Genomic DNA, 18,274 nt, shown 5'->3' with positions numbered 1-18,274 from the left:
TAGCTCAATCCATTTAATAATGATTATGGTAAAATAATGCTACATCGTCAAGAGTTATAAATATTCCTAAAGTATTTTTGAAATATTTATATTAACTCAAATTATTTACCTTATTTGCAGTTTATAGGGCTTTATAGCCACTTCTTATTTTTAAAGTAAATGCCAATCCCAACAGTTAGCACCACCAAGAAAATAATAAATAAGCTAAATGCGTAAGGGCTTTCAGTGCCCGGAATACCGCCTACGTTTACACCTAGTAAGCCAGTTAAAAAGCCAAGTGGTAAAAACAATGCAGCAACCACCGACATCACATACATGCGTTGGTTCAGTTGCTCAGATACTTGGCTAGTTATTGCTTGTTGAATAATTTGCGCGCGTTCAATTGAGCTATCTAGCTCTTCTAAATAACGTATCAACATATTGGTTGTTTCGTTTAAGCGTGCCTTATCGTCTTCATCTAACCACTTATATTTGTTGTTTAACAAAGTAATAAGCGCTTCTTTTTGTGGCCTTAAATAACGTTTTAACGCGATTGTTTGGCGGCGAATTTGCGCTAATGATTGATGATCAAAGCCTTTGTTTGGTTCATCAATTTCATCTTCAAAGCCATCGAGTGTGTCATCTAAACTGTCGATAACAGCTTGCATACGCGACGTTAAGTTTTGCGCTAATTGGCAAACTAACTCAGAGATTGAGCAAGGACCATTACTGCCATCGAACGATTCAACAACATCTTGCACCGATAATAAACGGCGCTTACGGGTTGTGATCACAATGTTTTCGTTAATAAATAAACGTAACGAGACCATGTCTTCTGGGCTTTGCGCAGGGTTTAGATTAACGCCACGCAAAAACAGCATATTACCATTAGTGACTTTGCTTAAACGCGGACGTGTTTCATCGGCAATTAGGGACTCAAGCTCGAAATCAGTTAATAAATTACTTTGCTCAAGCCACTCAACGGCTTCAGCTTGGCTGTAGTCCATGTGCACCCAAAGTTTTCCGTGTTCGGGTTGCCAATTTTGCAGCTCAGTACTATTTTCAATAGCACGTGCGCCGCCTTGTTCGTCTAAAATTAAGACATGAAGTAACCCATTGATCATATTGAACTCTCGTTTTACAAATAGTGGGATATGGTTGAGTATATACATTAGTATAGTCAAGACTATATTAATGAAATCGACTTATCGAGTGGATAAATATATTTCGTTGGTGTTTCTAGCTCTGTAGCGTATAAGACACTTTTTTAAAGAGGGCACATTAATGAGCGCAAAAATTATTGTTGGCTGGCGAGAATGGCTTGGCCTGCCTGAACTGGGAATAGAAAAAATCAAAGCAAAAGTTGATACCGGAGCGAGAACTTCATGTATTCATGCTTTTGACATTGAGGAATTTTCAGAAAATGGCGAAGCATGGGTGAAATTTACTACCCATCCTCTACAAGACGATGTAGAAACAACGGTAGAGTGTCGCGCCAAAGTAGTTGAGCGTAAGTATGTGACCAGTTCAAGCGGTCAGCGTGAGCTACGCTACTTTATTGAAACAAAATTAGTCGCAGGAACCCAAAGCTGGCCTGTAAGGGTGACTTTAAGTAACCGTTCAACAATGAAGTTTAGAATGTTGTTAGGGCGTACAGCAATGGAAAATCGCATAGTCGTTGATCCGGCTTTATCTCATTTATTATAGGAAAAGGACTTATCACACGTTGCTACGTGTATGAGTTTATCAGTTAAGGTTTTTAACTTATGAAACTTGGTATTTTATCTCGCAACCAAAATTTGTATTCAACACGTCGCTTAATTGAAGCCGCAGAGCAGCGTGGCCACGAAGTGAAAGTAATTGATGCACTTCGTTGTTATATGAACATCAATTCAGAGCAGCCAGAAATCCATTACCGTGGTGAAAATCTAAAAGATTTTGATGCTATCGTGCCGCGTATTGGTTCGTCAGTAACTTTCTATGGCTGTGCGGTATTACGTCAGTTTGAAATGATGGGGGTATATCCTGTCAATGAATCTGTGGCGATCACTCGCTCACGCGACAAGTTACGTTCACTACAGCTACTTTCGCGTAAAGGTGTAGGTATGCCAGTGACAGGCTTTGCAAGTAAACCAGATGATGTAAAAGACTTATTAAGCATGGTGGGTGGCACGCCAGTCGTTATTAAGCTACTTGAAGGTACCCAAGGTATCGGTGTGGTATTAGCTGAAACACGCAAAGCTGCAGAAAGTGTAATCGAAGCATTTATGGGCTTAAAAGCCAATATCATGGTGCAAGAGTATATTAAAGAAGCGGGCGGTGCTGATATTCGCTGCTTTGTATTAGGCGATAAAGTAATTGCCGCGATGAAGCGTCAAGCGCAAGAAGGTGAATTCCGCTCTAACTTACACCGTGGTGGTAGTGCGACGTTGGTTCGTATTACTCCAGAAGAAAGAAAAACCGCAGTTGCAGCTGCTAAAGCGATGGGCTTAAACGTAGCGGGCGTTGATTTACTTCGCTCTGCACGTGGCCCATTGGTGATGGAAGTAAACTCATCACCTGGTCTTGAAGGTATTGAAGTTGCAACCGGTAAAGACATTGCAGGCATGATTGTCGAGTTTATTGAAAAAACAGCGGCATCAAAGAAAACAGCAACTCGTGGTAAAGGTTAAACCTTTACCTATAGGAAAATAAGCGCTCTATTAAAAGGAAAAGTGCGTGGCTAAGGTTAAGAAAAATACACCGTTTTCAATTTTAGGCGATACGGTGGGTGTTGGCGAACGTAAAACATTTGCGATTGAAGCTGCCAAGCTTTACACCCATTCGCCGTTAAATATTCCAATTGAAGTCGTCAATGGTGTGCAGCAAGGGCCAGTATTAATGGTGTGTGCTGCAATTCACGGTGATGAGCTCAATGGTGTTGAGGTTGTTAGGCAGTTGCTTGCTAAAATCGATCCTGAGCAATTGCGCGGTACTATTATTGCGGTACCGATTGTGAATGTGTTTGGCTTTATTCATAAGTCACGCTACTTACCAGACCGCCGTGACATGAACCGCAGTTTTCCGGGCTCAACGCGTGGCTCGTTAGCTGGGCGAATGGCGAATGCGTTTTTTACTCAAGTGGCAATGCATTGTACGCATATTATTGATTTACACACAGGTGCAATTCATCGTACGAACTTGCCGCAAATTCGCGCTAATTTGAGCGACCCTGCAACAGCAGCCATGGCAAAAGCGTTTGGCACCCCAGCAGTGATTGATGCGTCACTTCGCAATGGTTCATTACGCAGTGAAGCGGCTAACTTAGGTATTCCAGTGATTACTTATGAAGCCGGTGAAGCGCTTCGCTTTGACCCAATTGCTATTGCTGCAGGTGTGCAAGGTGTTGATTATGTCATGCGTCATTTAAAAATGGTGCGTGGTAAGCGCGCTAAGAAACTGCCAGAGCCGGTTATTGCAAGCTCGACGAGCTGGATACGTGCCGAAGTTGACGGTATTGTTCGTGCACAGGTATCACTGGGTGAGCGAGTAATGAAAGGGCAGGTTCTAGCTTATATAAGTAGCCCACTAGGTGATGCTGAACTTGAACTACTCGCGCCGCGAAGTGGTATTGTGATTGGTCAGCAAACTATGCCGCTGGTAAACGAAGGGGATGCTGTATTCCATCTTGCTTATTTCGCTCACGCAAACAGCTTAGTTGAACAACAGCTCGAGAACTTTATTGATGAAATAAGTGATATTGAAGACGAGTTAAAAACCGCAGATTTAAATAACTAATAACCTATTCTGTAATTCAAAAAGCCAAACTATATGTTTGGCTTTTTTGTACCCACCAGTCCTGACCTATTACTTGACCTTAGAGCAAGTACAAGGTTTATAGTTTTTTTACTTACTTAATTGTCGTAAGAATGACTAAAGGATCAAAGATGAAAATATTTCTATTTTATACAGGCTTATTCACGCTTGCTATTTCACTTACGCACGGCTTTTTTACAGAGCTAAGTGTTGCTCATATCGTGTTATTTCACCCTTTAGTCATTTTATTTAGTTTTATATTAATCGCCTATGGAAGCAGAAAAAGAACGCCTTTTTAGCAAGTATCTCGTTAACTTTAAGCGGTTACTTTTTGGGGCCTAAAATACGTTTTATGGTTGGCGCTTTAGTCGCTGTTGGTGGGGTCTTTAACACCATCACAGGGCGGGTAACAAATATGTTGTTTGGGTAAATCACTTTGTGACCATCAACATGCTCAAGCACGACGTTCATCAAGCCCATTTCGATAATGCGGCCTTCTAAGAAGTTTGCACCGTCAATTACTCTCACCCAAAAGCCAACACGGCAGTCGTTTTGAATAAACATCAACAAGAAAGCTGTTAGGTTGCTTAGTAAAGACCAGGCGGCAAAAAGCGCGACACCTAGCATGGCAAAAATTGATGAGCCAAGTACTAATAAGCCCCGTAGCTCTATCCCCCAAAAAACTAACACTAAGCACAGCATAACAATGGCAAGAATGATATTGAGCAACAGCTCAGCGCGGTATTCACGATGCGGATCTGCCTTGCCTTTAATTGCTTTTAATAGCAGCTTTTTGGTGGTTTTACGCAGTAGCGGGTAGAGCAAAACCGCGATAACAGTCACGATTAAATGATATTGCTCGTTAAAGAATTCGACGAAGTCCAAAAGGGTTCCTAAGTTAATATTTTACGTTTTGATTTTAGCTTTTTAGCATAACAATAACACTACTTTAAAAGGTATTTTTAACCGTTACTAGCCATTGCACAGAGTCTATGTCGTCATCTTGCTTGTTAATTGGTGCGGCAATATCTAGGTGGATAACCGTACCTGCATTGGCACGGCTTGGCGCTAAGCGCAGGCCCACACCCACATTTTGTAGCACGTTACCATTGGCACCATTATCTTTGTCGTTATACCAAGCTCTACCAATATCATAAAACGCGGCACCACCCACTTTAAACAATTGCAGTAAGTCATATTCCCAGTAGTAGCGTTTTTCTAGAGTCACTAAAAAGCTGCGGTCGCCTACTTGGTAGTCAAGCGGGTATCCACGTAGGCCATTTTCACCACCAATAGTGAGTTGTTTATCAGCAGTGAGGTTTTCAGCATATTGTAAGCGTACTTTTGCGTACCAGCTTTGCCTTAGTGTGGTATTGAGATAATACTGTAGCTGCGTGCTAGCGAATAGGTTTTCAACATCATCGGTTTCTTCATTCCAGTAGCCATCAAGATCTGCTTTAAAGCGCCATAACTGGTTGTCTCCAGAGTAGTGCGCTTTTGATAAAGACAACGAATAAATAGTACGGCTGGCATCGTCGCTAAAATCATCACTCGAATAACCGAGTAAGGCATGGATATTCCAACCAAGGTTTAAATCTTCAGTACGATAGATGCTATCGAAGTTTCTAACCTTAACGTAGTGATCTTCAAACCATTGGCCACTAACGTAAGGGTAACTCAGCGTTCTATCTTCAGCGATAGGGAAGCGCGTAAATGGCGTTTCTTTAAAGGTTTCTTCGCGGTTTTCGATGCCAAGCTTAATACGCTGGGTCCAACTGTTACCAAGTTGTGATGAATGACCAAAGTAAGCGCGATTTAATAAGGTTTTTTGCTCAAACTCGCTAACTACGTCACCGCGATAGTAAAGTGACTCTCGGCGTTGATCTGAGTAACTTGTAACACCGTAGCTGTAGGGCGTATCAATCGAGAAAAACGGGTAGCTTACATCGAGGTAATGACGTTTACCGTCATCGTTATCTGAATATTCTAAGCGGCCTTGGTAGCGGCTAGAGAATATATGCGGATCATCATACACAAACAGGTAACCAGTACGGTCAGCATCACGGGTACGACTAAACGACACTCGCTTACCCCAGCCTAAAAAGTTAGATTCGCGAAAGCCAATGCTCGACTCATTCTTACCACCACTGCGGCTAAAGCTTATTTCAGGTAATAAGGTCCACAGATCGCGCGTAATTACTTTTACATGTACGTTGCCATCACAATCGAGCTTTGCGTTGATACGCGCATCATATAAGTAGCCTTGTTTACGCAGTAATCGCTCTGACTCTAGCAGTTTACGTGGATTGTAAACATCACCTTCTTGAAACAATAAAACGCTGTGTATTACCTCTGGCTCTGTAGTCATGTGAGCGCGATTGGCAAAGCGAAATAAAAAGTTATTTTCTTCTTCAAGCTCAGTGTTAAAGACGTTTAGCTGTTCAAGTTCAATAGAGACTATTTTACGGTTATTAGCGGCATCGGGTAGGGGGTTATCGGCATCGAGCTGGCGGCGTAAGTTATTATCTTGTGATTTAAGCGTACGTTGGTTTTGACAATAATTACTATCGTCAGTAAATAATTGCTCTGCATGAACATTGGCTGCTATGCAGACTGGTAATAGTGTTATTAACTTAGCAACAAAGTACGACTGCTTAAATCCCATTTACACCCTTAGTTGAGTATGTCCTATGCAACTACTACATACTAAGCGTGGGAAAATGTCTAGCTTATTATTGTAATTGCGCGACTAAATACTGATGAAGTTGTGGCAATGCAGCACTGGCTTCTATGCCCTCAGCATTGATCCAAATACTTTCACTGTAATGTTCAAAGTTTAGATTAAAACTATGATCTGTAAAGTGAAAGCGTAATTGATGACGATCAGCACCGGCATCAAAGTCGGCAGTTGTTATGGCTGGCGCGTGCAAGAAAAGGGTTGCCCAAAGTTCAAAGTCTTCGTCGTGTGGAAGCTCACTCGACGTTATGAGAATAATCTCATGCTCGGCATCATAAGTTAGTTCAGTCATAGCAGTCCTAATTGGTGGCAAGATAGTCGCGAATGGTATTTAAAAACGGTGCGCCGTACTTATTGAGTTTAGTGAAACCAACACCTGACACCTTCAAAAACTCACTGTCGTTGGTTGGCATTAACTGCGCCATTTCAGCGAGGGTTTTATCATTGAATACCACATAAGGCGGTACATCATCGGCATCGGCCAGTTCTTTACGTAAGGCACGTAATTTCGCAAATAGCTTTTTATCGTAATTAAACTGAGCGAGTTTATCTTGGTAAACGTGCTTAGCTTGTAAGCGAGGCTCAGCAAGTTGCAATGCATATTCACTTTTAAGAACTGCACGGGCGGCTTCGGTTAAGCGTAATGACGAACCTTGGGTAATGTCTTGGCTTAATAATCCTTGATGGATAAGCTGCCTTAAAATACTTAGCCAGAACTCCACGCTGTGCTCTTTACCTATGCCATAGGTGCTTAGCTGGTGGTGATTGTTATCTCGAATGCGGCTAGTGTTTGCACCGCGAAGTAACTCAACGATATAGCCAATACCAAAACGTTGCTCAGCACGGTACACACACGACAAGGCTTGTTGCGCTACAAGTGTGCCATCAAAGCTAGTAGGTGGGTTTAAGCAAATATCACAGTTACCACAGGTTTCGCGTTTATATTCACTAAAATAATTGAGCAAGATTTGTCTGCGGCATGTTTGTGCTTCGGCGAAGCTTGCCATGGCATTGAAGCGCTGCTCTTCAACACGACGACGTTGCTCGTCTTCAATATCTTCAAAAAAGCGGCGTACGCGGCCTATATCAGCCGGATCAAAATACATAATCGCTTCTGCAGCCAGGCCATCTCGACCTGCACGACCAGTTTCTTGATAGTAAGCCTCGATGCTTTTTGGAATATCGTAATGCACCACAAAACGTACGTTTGGTTTATTAATCCCCATGCCAAAGGCTACGGTCGCAACCACAATTTGAATATCGTCACGGGCAAAGCCCGATTGCACAAATTGGCGTTGCTCGTTACTCATTCCCGCATGGTAGGCGGCGGCATTGAACCCGGCGTCTGCAAGTTTTTCGGCTACATCATCAACCCGTTTGCGGCTGGTGCAATAAATAATGCCACTTTGATTTTGCTGCTCTTTTAAATATCGAAGCAGTTGCACCATAGGTTTGAATTTTTCTTCTATGGTGTAACGAATGTTCGGTCTATCGAAGCTACCAGTGTGCACGTAAGGGTGGTTAAGCTGAAGCTGTTCAATAATATCGTAACGAGTTGCTTTATCTGCCGTAGCTGTAAGTGCCATCATGGGCACATGCATAAAGCGTTGCTTTAACTCGTTGAGCCGACAGTAATGCGGCCTAAAGTCATGACCCCAATGCGACACACAGTGAGCTTCATCAATTGCAAAAAGTGCGAGTTTTAGATGACTCAAGCGTTCTAAAAATTCGTGTTGCAGTACTTTTTCTGGTGCAACATATAACAGCTTAATTTGCCCATAGTGCAATTGCTGATAGACAGCTTGCTGCTCTTCAAAAGGCAGGCTGTTGTTGATGTAGGCCGCTTGCACGCCGAGTGCTCTTAGTTGGGCAACTTGGTCTTGCATCAAGGAAATAAGCGGCGAGATAACCACAGTCACACCATCAAGGATCAAAGCAGGTACTTGATAGCATAATGATTTGCCTCCACCCGTTGGTAGGAGTACAAGCGAGTCTTGTCCGTCTAGCGCTGCGGCTATAATCGCTTCTTGGCCATCACGAAAGTCCTTGTAACCAAACACTTGTTTGAGTACGGCTTGTGGTGATCGAACGGGTGTGTTGGACATTGCGGTATTGGTATTCATCGCCAAGCATTTTAGTGGTTTTTTATGGCGATGTCTGTAGAAATATACCCAAACGACCTCAAGATGCAGAATTCAGCGTTTCACAGGTGCTTAATATCAAGGCGTTACTTTGCAATAATGACAGTCCCTTTTAGGAAGTAAATACATGGGTTTATTTAGCGTGTTTTGGTTGCGTCACTGCTAAGGGGGCGTAAAATAGCGTTTTTAAACTATAAAGCCAAACTTATGCCTACCAACATTGAGCAGCGAAAAGGCGTTATTTTCGCTTGTTTAGCCTTTTTTATGTGGGGTCTTGCGCCCATTTACTTTAAGTTTCTACAGCAGATTTCTGCGTTTGAAATCTTAATGCACCGTGTTATTTGGTCGGTGTTATTTTTACTTCTTATTATTGCTGCTCGTCATCAATGGCATCGTATTCGTGTTGTACTCGGTCAACCTAAATTACTTTTGATGTTGGTAATAACAGCAAGTTTACTTGGCTTTAACTGGGGGTTATTTATTTGGGCAGTGAACAATAATCATATGCTCGATGCCAGTTTAGGTTATTACATAAATCCATTACTGAATGTGTTATTGGGTATGTTATTTTTAGGTGAGCGACTACGCAAGTGGCAAGGCGTTGCGGTAGGTCTAGCGCTTTGTGGTGTGTTGCTTCAGCTTGTGAGCTTTGGTTCATTCCCTGTGGTTGCCTTCTCATTAGCAGGATCGTTTGCTATTTATGGGCTACTTCGTAAAAAGCTGCCGATTGAATCATTGCCAGGGTTACTGCTTGAAGCACTTATTTTATTACCGGTTGCGCTAATTTACTGGTGGTTGATGACGCCATCAGCAAGCTCTGATTTAACTGCAAACGATTGGCACATTAACTTGTTACTCATTAGTGCTGGTGTGGTGACAACCTTACCGCTGTTATGTTTTACCGGTGCAGCCAAACGCCTGCAATACAGTACGCTTGGCTTTTTTCAGTACATTGGTCCAAGTTTAATGTTTATGCTTGCGGTGGCTTTTTATGGTGAGGTATTTGATGCTGAGCGAGTGGTGACATTTGCATGTATTTGGAGCGCTTTGGCATTATTCAGCTGGGATTCGTATCGTCAGAGCCGTAAGCAACGTAAAGCGCAATTAGAGGCGGTAACTAAGCCTGTGTAGGCTTAGCTTACTAGCTTGTTGCGGCCAGTGTCTTTAGCTTGATAAAGCTTTAAATCGGCCTGTTTTATTAGTTCATCCAAACTATAAACAGGCCCATTATGAAAACCAATCGACAGTGTAAACTTGATATGGTCTTTACTGAACTCAGGGCTGTACTTTTCGACAAATAAGCGGAACTTCTCTAAGCGTTGCAACGATTCTTGTTTGTCTTGATCAGCAAAATAGACTGCAAACTCTTCACCACCAAAGCGGCCTACTAAGTTATCTTCAAAATACTTTGCCATACATTGCGATAACCCCTTAAGAACTTCATCGCCGGCATCATGACCGTAGTTATCGTTAATTGATTTAAAGTGGTCAATATCAATCATGGCTAAAGAGACTGAGGTATCTGACACTTTTGCAGCTTTTAGATGGCTGTTTGCTTCACCAAAGAAATAGCGGCGATTAGGCAGCTTAGTGAGATAATCAGTGTTTGCTTGTAAACGAATCGTTTTAATGTTTTCAAGCATGTCGACGTTCTGGCTGAGCCGACAATAAAACTCTTCATTGTTGAATGGCTTACGAAGGTAATCGTCTGCGCCAGATTTCAAAAAGCGCGTTGATAAATGCAGAGTATCGAGTGCAGAAATGCCGATTATGGCCTTTTCATCGTTGGAGTATAAACGGCGAATTTCAACACAGAGCTCATCCCCATTCATGTTAGGCATTTCATTATCGGTAATGATCACCGATATTTTTGGGTTTTCAGCCAGTACTTTTAAAGCATCAACACCATCAACCGCTTCGATTGTTTGGTATTTATGACGGGTTAATAAGTTACAAATATGGTGGCGTGTTGCCGCTGAATCATCGACTACTAATACCAATATTTGCTCATTACGAGGCAAGCGAGCCAGTTGTTTTTCTAGGTATTGATAGGCTTGTTTATTTTCTTTGGTGATGTAGTCAATGATGGGGTGTTTTTCAACGATACTACGTGTTGTTTCGTCAAGGTTGCCAGTCATTACAATGGTCGGGATATCAGCTTCGATGGTGCAAGGAACTGCTTCACCGTTTGGCGCATCAGGCAGAATAAAATCTACTACGGCACAAAAGTAACTGTGCTTGCTAATAAGCTCTTTTGCCTCAGCTAAGCTACCGGCTATGTCGGCTTCATAGCCAACTTTTTGCGCGATGTGCTTTTGCACCCGCGCAATGGTTGGCGTATCTTCAATTATTAATATTCTTCGAGTCACAGCTTGCCTTGTAATAACTTATTGGCGAAACAAAAGTTATTACAAGTTTTAACCCTAAAAGGGTAAAAAAGCAAATTGTTATAGGCTGTCTGACTCAGAATAATATTCAACACTTTGTGGTGTTGAGGTCGCAATGCGAGAGCGCCCAAATAATGTGTGAAACTTGGTTTTACAGGTTGTTTGCTTAAGGTATTTTATCCAAGCGCGCTCAATCGGATTGGTCGCTTCAAGATTACCGGTAACAACTTGTACAAATTGAGTTTGAAATTCATTTTGTGGTTCTAGGGTTTTGTTGTATAAACCCTTTAGAACAACACCATGCTGCTCGAGAATGTCGGCTTCTAGCAAAGTGAAGTGACCACTACGACCAAAACCGCGTGGGAAATTTTGATCATCATAGAATTGACGTTGGCTTGCAAATGCCTGACGAAGTGATGAAATGTCATTGCTCATGGCTTTATCCTCATGCCCTAATTTCTTGCTGGAGTATGGATCAAGTTGTCGATTTTATTAAACAAATTATTTTTATCGTAAGGGTAAAAAATGGATATCGATTTATTGAAGACTTTTGTTGAAGTGGTTCGTACACGCCATTTCGGTAAAGCAGCTGAAAATTTATATATTACACAGTCTGCGGTGAGTTTTCGGATCCGACAATTAGAGCAAGGTTTAGGCGTTAACTTATTTATTCGTCAACGAAACAATATACAGTTAACGGCGCCGGGTGAGCGACTACTGCCACACGCACAAATGATCATTACGGGTATGCAGCGCGCAAAAGTTGATGTGGCACTTGCAGATAATATGCATAAGCAAATTAGCTTAGCGGGAACACCTAATATATGGGATGCATTTTTACAGTTTGGTATTACTAATATTGTTTCTGCTATGCCGGGTGTGTCGTTAGTTGCTGAAGTCAAAGCACAACAAGAGAGTACTCGCTTATTACTGGAACGTACTCTAGATTTAGCTGTGTTGTTCGATCCCCCTAAAGTAGATGAACTAGTTGTACAGCGAATTTGTGAGCTACCTATTATTCCAGTGAGCGCGTTTGAAACAGCAAATAGTGAAAACTTTTTCGATAATCAATATGTTTATGTTGATTGGGGAACCACCTTTTCTTTATGGCATGCTCGTGAGTTTAACGGTCACGCTCCTCCTTATTTTAGAACCAGCACAGGTCGTATTGCACTTGACTTAATTTTGAAGTGTGGCGGCAGTGCGTTTATTCCTCAGTTACTAGTTGAAGAGCAGCTTAAATCTGGTGAGCTTTATCATGTTGAAGATGTTGCGCATACTTCGCGCGATGTGTTTGTTGCTTACCACAGAGATAACGAACAAACTCCTTTATTAGAGAAGTTAGTGACCTTATTAACTGAACTACAAATAAAAGCTTAAAATTAATTTAATTTAGCTTTCATAAAAAATTAATGCTGCAACAGCAGGTTACGTTTTTATTTCAAAAATAATTACATTTTGTGAAGCTAAATTGACGCTTTTATTTCAATTGTCATCTTTCTGTCATTTTTCGCTGTCACACTGCGCGCATTGAAACACAACATGTGTTTTTTGTTGCGATTATTGAGGAAACGACATGAAATTTGCAAAGTCTAGCTTATTCCTAGCTTTATTTGGTGGTTTATCTTTTTCTGCATTAGCTGATGTAGATGTATATGGTAAAGCAAACGTGACTGTTCAATCATCAGATGATGGCGAAGGGTCTTTCACTGAAATTAAAAGCAATAACTCACGTTTTGGCTTAAAAGGTTCAGAAAAAATTTCTGAAGGTTTAGAAGCTGTTTATAAATTTGAGTTTGGTGTAGACGTATCTGACGCTGATTCAAAAGGCGACAATGACGATAACATCACCGCGCGTAACCAATACGTGGGTGTTAAAGGTAGCTTTGGTCAAGTTGTTATCGGTCGTAACGATACAGCAATGAAGCAGTCTCAAGGTAAAGTTGATTTATTCAATGACCTTGAAGGTGATATCAAGAACGCATTTAAAGGTGAAAACCGTTTAGGCGACACAATTTCTTATGCTTCTAAAGACTTCAGTGGCTTCAAAGTATTAGCAACTTATGTAGCTGAAGATGATGTAGACGCTGATAACGGTTACTCAGTAGCGTTAACTTACGGCGATGCTAAACTTAAAGAAAGCAAACTTTATGCATCAGTTGCAGCTGACAGCGAAGTAAAAGGCTACGACATTGTTCGTGCAACAGTTCAAGGTAAACTAGGTGACTTCAAACTAGGTGCTATGTACCAAACACAAGAAAAAGTGGATGGTAGTGCAGAAGCTGATGGTTACTTAGTAAATGCTGCTTACCAAATGAATAGCAACACTTTCAAAGTACAGTACCAAGTAATTGACTTTGATGAAGGCGATAAGAAAACAGCTATCTCTGCAGGTGTTGATCACAAGCTTAGCAAAAACACCAAAGTATTTGGTTTCTACTCAACGTTTGATACAGACAATCAAGTTGACCAAGACTACCTAGGTGTTGGTATTGAATACAAGTTCTAATCCAACCTTTGGATAACTCCCTAACTTGTCAGCCCAGCTAATTAGCTGGGCTTTTTTTGTTCTAGTAGAAAATTTATAAATCAGATAGCGCTTTGATTTGCGATCAAGCCTGTGCGTAGTTTGATTTGCCAGCAAGCCAACGTTGAATCAATTTATCGGTAAGCTCTGGATAGTCGTTCAAAATTTTGAAGGCAATGGGTCTTACATGGTCGAGTGTTTGTTTATCGCGGTTCAAGTCGGCAATTTTAAATTCGGCTAGGCCTGTTTGTTTGGTACCAAGTACTTCACCTGGGCCACGGATTTCGAGATCTCGCTCAGCAATAACAAAGCCATCATTACTTTCACGCAGCACACCTAAGCGTTTTTGCGCTGTAGCTGATAATGGCGCGTGATAGAGTAAAACACAGTGTGATGCCGTTGCCCCACGACCAACACGGCCGCGCAGCTGGTGGAGTTGTGCAAGCCCTAACCGCTCAGGGTTTTCAATAATGATAAGGCTGGCATTTGGCACATCAACACCTACTTCAATCACCGTTGTGGCAACAAGTACATGAATATTGCCAGCTTTAAACTCACTCATAATGGCTTGCTTTTCGGCGGCTTTCATCCGGCCATGCACTAAGCCAACGTTTAGCTCTGGCAGTGCTGCTTTTAATTGCTCTGCGCTATCTTCCACGGCTTGGCATTGCAGTACTTCAGATTCATCAATCAGAGTGCAAACCCAATACACTTGACGACCTTGCTCTGTACACGCTGTTCTCACACGTTGAATTATTTCGTCTCGGCGTGCATCAGGAATAGCCACCGTTGTAATAGGCGTTCTACCGGGTGGTAATTCATCAATCACTGAGGTTTCTAAGTCAGCGTAGGCTGTCATTGCTAGCGTTCGCGGGATAGGTGTTGCTGTCATCACTAATTGGTGCGGGTAACAATCACCAAAGCGGCCTTTTTCGCGCAGTGATAAGCGCTGATGAACACCAAAGCGGTGTTGCTCATCAATAATAATTAAAACGAGATTGTTAAACTCAACCTGCTCTTGGAATAACGCATGGGTGCCAACAATCATTTGCGCTTCCCCAGAGGTGATTTTTTCTAAAGTTGCTGCGCGCTCTTTACCTTTACTTTTGCCACCTAACCAAGCGACTTCAACACCGAGTTGATTAAACCATTGGCTAAAGTTGATACCATGTTGCTCTGATAAAATCTCTGTTGGTGCCATTAGCGCTACTTGATAGCCTTCGCTTATCGCGGTGAGCGCACTGAGTGCTGCAACTAAGGTTTTACCAGAGCCTACATCGCCTTGTACGAGGCGCATCATCGGAAACGGGTGTTGTAAGTCACCTTTGATTTCTGCCACCACACGGCTTTGCGCGTTGGTTGGGCTAAAGGCTAAATTAGCTAAAAACTGCTGCTCAAGTTGATTATGAGGCTTTAATGATACTGCTTTTACCGTTTGCCCTTTTTGACGTAGCTTTAAAAGACTTAAGTTTTGCGCAAGCAGTTCTTCAAACACTAGCCGTTGCTGGGCAGGGTGCATACCTTGTTCAAGGGCAGTTAAATCAACATCGTTTTGTGGGCGATGTAAGGTCATAAGTGCATCGGCTAAACGCATTCCGGTCGGTTGAAACTGTTCTGGCAGTAACTCTTCGACAGGGTATTTAGTTAATAGTGCAAGTGCTTGATCGCTAAGTGCACGAATAGATAACTGTTTTAGCCCTTCGGTAACAGGATAAACCGGCGTAAGCGTGGTATTAGTTGGTTGCTCAGAAGGGGTATCCGATAAGCTGTATTCCGGATGTGTCATTTCAAAGCCAACACGACCACGGCGGATCTCACCAAAGCAGCGAATGATTTTACCTGTACTTAAGGCATTTTTTTGAGCTGCGCTAAAGTTAAAAAACCTCAGTGTTAAACGGCCCGTGCCATCATTTACTTGGCAAACCAGCATGCGCCTTTTTCCAAAAGTAATTTGGCTGGTTTCAATGGTGGCTTCAACACTAACATGGCTATGCGGTTGAAGTTCGCAGATTGGGTGAATGCGGGTGCGGTCTTCATAGCGGTGAGGCAAATGAAAAAGCATGTCTTGCACCGTTTGAATATTCAGCTTAGCAAGACGCTCGGCCATTTTAGGGCCGACGCCTTTTAATTCTGTAATTGGGTATAACGCTAAGCTAGGATGACTCAAAGGTGACTCAAATTATTAATTAGTAGACTGTTTTTCAGTTTACTTGCACTCGTTAGTGGCTTCAAGCTGTTGCGTGTGTTTTAAAATGTTCCAGAACGTTTCATCAGCAACAATTTCACCACTTTCATCAAGCTCAGGGTACGGTAGCTCTTTTTCACGGCATTGTTCAGCAATGATAGGGTGGCAGCCTTCAAACAAGATGCGGTGCTTAATTTTCGCATCAAGCATATCGCGGTTGTAAAGTCCGGCTTCTTCACGTTGGCGCTGAGCTTCAAATAGAATAAGTGCCGCAGCAACAGATACATTAAGAGATTGCACCATTCCTTGCATTGGGATAATGATATTCTTATCAGCATGAGCGAGGGCGCGTGGTGAAATACCATCACGTTCTTGGCCAACAATAACAGCCGTCGGTTTGGTGTAATCAATTTCACGAAAGTCGACTGCGTCGTCGCTGAGATGAGTTGCTAAAATTTGTACTTCAGGATTTTGTGCACGCATCATGGCAACAGCTTCATCGATATTGCGATGCAAGTGAGTTTCTAGCCAGTTTTTACTACCACCTGAGGTATTGTTAGTTAACCATTTTTGATTCTCTGGCCATACAGCATGTACGTGATGGCAGCCCGTCGCGTCAGCTGTGCGGGCAATAGCCGATAAATTATGATGCTTATGTACTTCTTCTAAACAAACCGTTAGGTCCGTTTGGCGGCGGTCTAACACGCGCTTAACACGCTCAAAGCGAGTTGTATCCATAGTTGTGTGCTCGTTGACGGATTCTAATTGGCGCTGATTATACCCTAGGGAACAACAGCACGGCTAATTGGGTTTTGTAATGAGATCAGCGTTTCTGTTGATTGAATAGCTTCGATGGCTTGTATTTTGTTAATTAACACATCTTGTAGGTGATCAATTGAGCGTGCCATCACTTTGATAAATATACTGTAATTACCCGTGGTGTAATAGGCTTCGACAACTTCTTCTAGTTCTTTTAAATGCAGTAAAGTTTGTGGGTAATCACGGGCATTGTTGAGGTTAATACCAATAAAACAGCAAACATCGTAACCAAGCTGTTTGGCATCAATACTGACTTGGGTGCCTGTAATAATTCCTGCTTGTTTCATTTTTTCGACCCGAACATGAATAGTTCCGGCACTGACTGCAAAGCGTTTAGCGAGTTCTGCATACGCTGTTCGCGCATTTTCCATTAAAGCATTAAGGATGTTTTTATCGAGATTATCGATTTGATAATTTTCCATGGTATTTATTAGTGTTAATTATTGAATCAATAAATTTTATAGCATTATTTTTATGAAAATTTCAATGTTAAGTTCTTTTTATTGCGGGTTATTGAAAATTATCTTTGTTTAGTTGAGGATTGTTTTAACAGGAGGGGCCAAGCAGCGGGTTTCTCTAATTAAGCAAGTAACAATAACTGGGAATGAGGCCAATTATTATGAGTTCACACTACCTGCAGCAACAGCAGCAAATTAGTAAAGTAAAACAGTTTTTTTCAAGCCAACTAGAACAACAATTAGGGTTAGTTGAAGTACAAGCACCAATCTTGGCAAAAGTAGGCGATGGTATTCAAGATAACTTAAGCGGTACTGAAAATGCTGTATCGGTAGCAGTGAAAACAATTCCGGGTAGCCAATTTGAAGTGGTTCACTCATTAGCTAAGTGGAAACGCAAAACTTTGGCTGATTACGATTTTTCGGTAGGTGAGGGGCTCTATACGCACATGAAGGCGCTTCGCCCGGATGAAGAATCTTTAAGCCCAATTCACTCGGTATATGTTGACCAATGGGACTGGGAAAAAGTAATTTGCGAGAGTACAGAGCGTACTTTAGACAAGCTAAAAGAAACCGTGACATCACTTTATCAGGCTATTAAAGCAACCGAACGTTTTGTCGCAAGCGAGTTTGATTTAACGCCGTTTTTGCCAGAGCAAATCACCTTTGTACACAGTGAACAGCTACGCCAGATGTATCCTGACTTTACTGCGAAACAACGTGAAAAAGCGGTAGCACAAGAATACGGTGCGGTATTTTTAATTGGTATAGGCGGCACACTTGCAGATGGCAAAATTCATGACGTACGAGCACCGGATTATGACGATTGGTCAACACAAACCTGTAGTAAATTTGCAGGCTTAAACGGTGATATTTTAGTTTGGAACCCTGTGCTTGAAGATGCATTTGAAATCTCTTCAATGGGCATTCGTGTTAGCCCTGATGCCTTAGCTACTCAATTAGCGATTACAGGCGACCAAGCTCGCCTAGAGTTTGATTGGCATAAACAGCTACTGGCGAAAAAGTTTCCGCAAACAATTGGTGGTGGTATTGGTCAATCACGACTCGCTATGCTGCTGTTACAAAAACAGCATATCGGGCAAGTACAAGTTGGTGTTTGGCCTGAACTGCTAAAACAGCAAGTGGAAGGAATTCTTTAAAGAGTAATGACCCTGGTAAAAAGAGGCTTTAAGCCTAATGCTGATCAGTTAAGAAGTTGATCAGTTGACCGATCAGAATGATCATGCAC

Annotated in this window: 17 protein-coding genes; 7 read left to right on the top strand and 10 right to left on the bottom strand. The window is 42.0% G+C overall.

Annotated elements, in window-relative coordinates; all coding sequences use genetic code 11:
• Positions 1-131: 131 nt before the first annotated feature.
• Positions 132-1,103 (bottom strand): zinc transporter ZntB, encoded by a 972-nt coding sequence (gene zntB / locus VRK28_RS08795; RefSeq protein ID WP_251603065.1) that lies wholly within the window; start codon positions 1,101-1,103, stop codon positions 132-134.
• 160 nt (positions 1,104-1,263) lie between these two features.
• On the opposite strand from zntB, the gene VRK28_RS08790 reads away from it, so the two are divergent.
• Genes VRK28_RS08790 through VRK28_RS08780 form a run of 3 tightly spaced genes read left to right on the top strand, consistent with a single transcriptional unit; the run spans position 1,264 to position 3,756 of the window.
• Positions 1,264-1,686: an ATP-dependent zinc protease family protein gene (locus VRK28_RS08790; protein WP_054554208.1), complete on the top strand. Its 423-nt coding sequence runs from the start codon at positions 1,264-1,266 to the stop codon at positions 1,684-1,686.
• 59 nt (positions 1,687-1,745) lie between these two features.
• Positions 1,746-2,651 carry a 30S ribosomal protein S6--L-glutamate ligase gene (gene rimK / locus VRK28_RS08785; RefSeq protein ID WP_054563407.1) on the top strand — a complete coding sequence of 302 codons (906 nt, stop codon included), beginning with the start codon at positions 1,746-1,748 and terminating at the stop codon, positions 2,649-2,651.
• A 46-nt stretch (positions 2,652-2,697) separates the two neighbouring features.
• Positions 2,698-3,756, top strand: a complete 1,059-nt coding sequence (locus VRK28_RS08780) for a succinylglutamate desuccinylase/aspartoacylase family protein (RefSeq protein ID WP_062565957.1) — start codon at positions 2,698-2,700, stop codon at positions 3,754-3,756.
• A 342-nt stretch (positions 3,757-4,098) separates the two neighbouring features.
• Here the strand turns inward: VRK28_RS08780 and VRK28_RS08775 are convergent, their stop codons facing one another.
• From VRK28_RS08775 to recQ, 4 genes are all read right to left on the bottom strand, one after another.
• Positions 4,099-4,659, bottom strand: coding sequence for a mechanosensitive ion channel domain-containing protein (locus tag VRK28_RS08775; RefSeq protein WP_254907681.1), 561 nt, complete (start codon positions 4,657-4,659; stop codon positions 4,099-4,101).
• A gap of 64 nt (positions 4,660-4,723) precedes the next feature.
• On the bottom strand, positions 4,724-6,439 hold the full coding sequence (locus tag VRK28_RS08770; protein ID WP_332393770.1) for a BamA/TamA family outer membrane protein: 1,716 nt from the start codon (positions 6,437-6,439) through the stop codon (positions 4,724-4,726).
• 67 nt (positions 6,440-6,506) lie between these two features.
• Positions 6,507-6,803: a DUF3630 family protein gene (locus VRK28_RS08765; RefSeq protein ID WP_062565955.1), complete on the bottom strand. Its 297-nt coding sequence runs from the start codon at positions 6,801-6,803 to the stop codon at positions 6,507-6,509.
• Positions 6,804-6,810: 7 nt separating this feature from the next.
• Positions 6,811-8,634 carry a DNA helicase RecQ gene (gene recQ, locus VRK28_RS08760; RefSeq protein WP_055021899.1) on the bottom strand — a complete coding sequence of 608 codons (1,824 nt, stop codon included), beginning with the start codon at positions 8,632-8,634 and terminating at the stop codon, positions 6,811-6,813.
• A gap of 225 nt (positions 8,635-8,859) precedes the next feature.
• Here recQ and rarD point away from each other — a divergent pair, with 225 nt between their 5' ends.
• Positions 8,860-9,783: an EamA family transporter RarD gene (rarD, locus tag VRK28_RS08755; RefSeq protein WP_332393765.1), complete on the top strand. Its 924-nt coding sequence runs from the start codon at positions 8,860-8,862 to the stop codon at positions 9,781-9,783.
• A 2-nt stretch (positions 9,784-9,785) separates the two neighbouring features.
• On the opposite strand, the gene VRK28_RS08750 is transcribed toward rarD, so the two are convergent.
• Positions 9,786-11,021, bottom strand: a complete 1,236-nt coding sequence (locus VRK28_RS08750; RefSeq protein ID WP_332393763.1) for a GGDEF domain-containing response regulator — start codon at positions 11,019-11,021, stop codon at positions 9,786-9,788.
• Positions 11,022-11,099: 78 nt separating this feature from the next.
• Positions 11,100-11,474 carry a DUF413 domain-containing protein gene (locus VRK28_RS08745; protein WP_054563414.1) on the bottom strand — a complete coding sequence of 125 codons (375 nt, stop codon included), beginning with the start codon at positions 11,472-11,474 and terminating at the stop codon, positions 11,100-11,102.
• A gap of 90 nt (positions 11,475-11,564) precedes the next feature.
• Here VRK28_RS08745 and VRK28_RS08740 point away from each other — a divergent pair, with 90 nt between their 5' ends.
• Both VRK28_RS08740 and VRK28_RS08735 read left to right on the top strand, forming a co-directional pair.
• Positions 11,565-12,419 (top strand): LysR family transcriptional regulator, encoded by an 855-nt coding sequence (locus VRK28_RS08740; RefSeq protein ID WP_054554216.1) that lies wholly within the window; start codon positions 11,565-11,567, stop codon positions 12,417-12,419.
• 196 nt (positions 12,420-12,615) lie between these two features.
• Entirely contained in the window at positions 12,616-13,548 is a 933-nt protein-coding gene (locus VRK28_RS08735; RefSeq protein WP_054563416.1) for a porin, read from the top strand.
• A 103-nt stretch (positions 13,549-13,651) separates the two neighbouring features.
• Here VRK28_RS08735 and recG read toward each other — a convergent pair whose 3' ends face one another.
• The 3 genes from recG to asnC are packed head-to-tail and all read right to left on the bottom strand — an operon-like array spanning position 13,652 to position 16,992.
• Positions 13,652-15,733 (bottom strand): ATP-dependent DNA helicase RecG, encoded by a 2,082-nt coding sequence (gene recG, locus VRK28_RS08730; protein ID WP_332393762.1) that lies wholly within the window; start codon positions 15,731-15,733, stop codon positions 13,652-13,654.
• Positions 15,734-15,772: 39 nt separating this feature from the next.
• The gene (gene trmH, locus VRK28_RS08725) at positions 15,773-16,489 is read right to left on the bottom strand and encodes a tRNA (guanosine(18)-2'-O)-methyltransferase TrmH (protein ID WP_332393761.1); all 717 of its coding nucleotides are present in this window, start codon (positions 16,487-16,489) and stop codon (positions 15,773-15,775) included.
• Between the two features lie 44 nt (positions 16,490-16,533).
• Complete coding sequence (asnC, locus tag VRK28_RS08720; protein WP_054554220.1) at positions 16,534-16,992, bottom strand: transcriptional regulator AsnC; 459 nt, start codon at positions 16,990-16,992, stop codon at positions 16,534-16,536.
• Positions 16,993-17,189: 197 nt separating this feature from the next.
• Here asnC and asnA point away from each other — a divergent pair, with 197 nt between their 5' ends.
• Entirely contained in the window at positions 17,190-18,185 is a 996-nt protein-coding gene (gene asnA / locus VRK28_RS08715) for an aspartate--ammonia ligase (RefSeq protein ID WP_332393760.1), read from the top strand.
• Positions 18,186-18,274 lie beyond the last annotated feature (89 nt).

Origin of the sequence: Pseudoalteromonas sp. P80D2 (assembly GCF_036680945.1) — a bacterium.
Lineage (GTDB): Bacteria > Pseudomonadota > Gammaproteobacteria > Enterobacterales > Alteromonadaceae > Pseudoalteromonas > Pseudoalteromonas shioyasakiensis.
This window is presented reverse-complemented; position numbering and strand designations above follow the sequence as displayed.

What these genes read in the sequence shown, in the direction of transcription:
- zntB (WP_251603065.1), bottom strand. Translation starts at nt 1,103, where the DNA reads ATGATCAATGGGTTACTTCATGTCTTAATTTTAGACGAACAAGGCGGC.
- VRK28_RS08790 (WP_054554208.1), top strand. Translation starts at nt 1,264, where the DNA reads ATGAGCGCAAAAATTATTGTTGGCTGGCGAGAATGGCTTGGCCTGCCT.
- rimK (WP_054563407.1), top strand. Translation starts at nt 1,746, where the DNA reads ATGAAACTTGGTATTTTATCTCGCAACCAAAATTTGTATTCAACACGT.
- VRK28_RS08770 (WP_332393770.1), bottom strand. Translation starts at nt 6,439, where the DNA reads ATGGGATTTAAGCAGTCGTACTTTGTTGCTAAGTTAATAACACTATTA.
- VRK28_RS08765 (WP_062565955.1), bottom strand. Translation starts at nt 6,803, where the DNA reads ATGACTGAACTAACTTATGATGCCGAGCATGAGATTATTCTCATAACG.
- recQ (WP_055021899.1), bottom strand. Translation starts at nt 8,634, where the DNA reads ATGAATACCAATACCGCAATGTCCAACACACCCGTTCGATCACCACAA.
- rarD (WP_332393765.1), top strand. Translation starts at nt 8,860, where the DNA reads ATGCCTACCAACATTGAGCAGCGAAAAGGCGTTATTTTCGCTTGTTTA.
- VRK28_RS08745 (WP_054563414.1), bottom strand. Translation starts at nt 11,474, where the DNA reads ATGAGCAATGACATTTCATCACTTCGTCAGGCATTTGCAAGCCAACGT.
- VRK28_RS08740 (WP_054554216.1), top strand. Translation starts at nt 11,565, where the DNA reads ATGGATATCGATTTATTGAAGACTTTTGTTGAAGTGGTTCGTACACGC.
- VRK28_RS08735 (WP_054563416.1), top strand. Translation starts at nt 12,616, where the DNA reads ATGAAATTTGCAAAGTCTAGCTTATTCCTAGCTTTATTTGGTGGTTTA.
- trmH (WP_332393761.1), bottom strand. Translation starts at nt 16,489, where the DNA reads ATGGATACAACTCGCTTTGAGCGTGTTAAGCGCGTGTTAGACCGCCGC.
- asnC (WP_054554220.1), bottom strand. Translation starts at nt 16,992, where the DNA reads ATGGAAAATTATCAAATCGATAATCTCGATAAAAACATCCTTAATGCT.
- asnA (WP_332393760.1), top strand. Translation starts at nt 17,190, where the DNA reads ATGAGTTCACACTACCTGCAGCAACAGCAGCAAATTAGTAAAGTAAAA.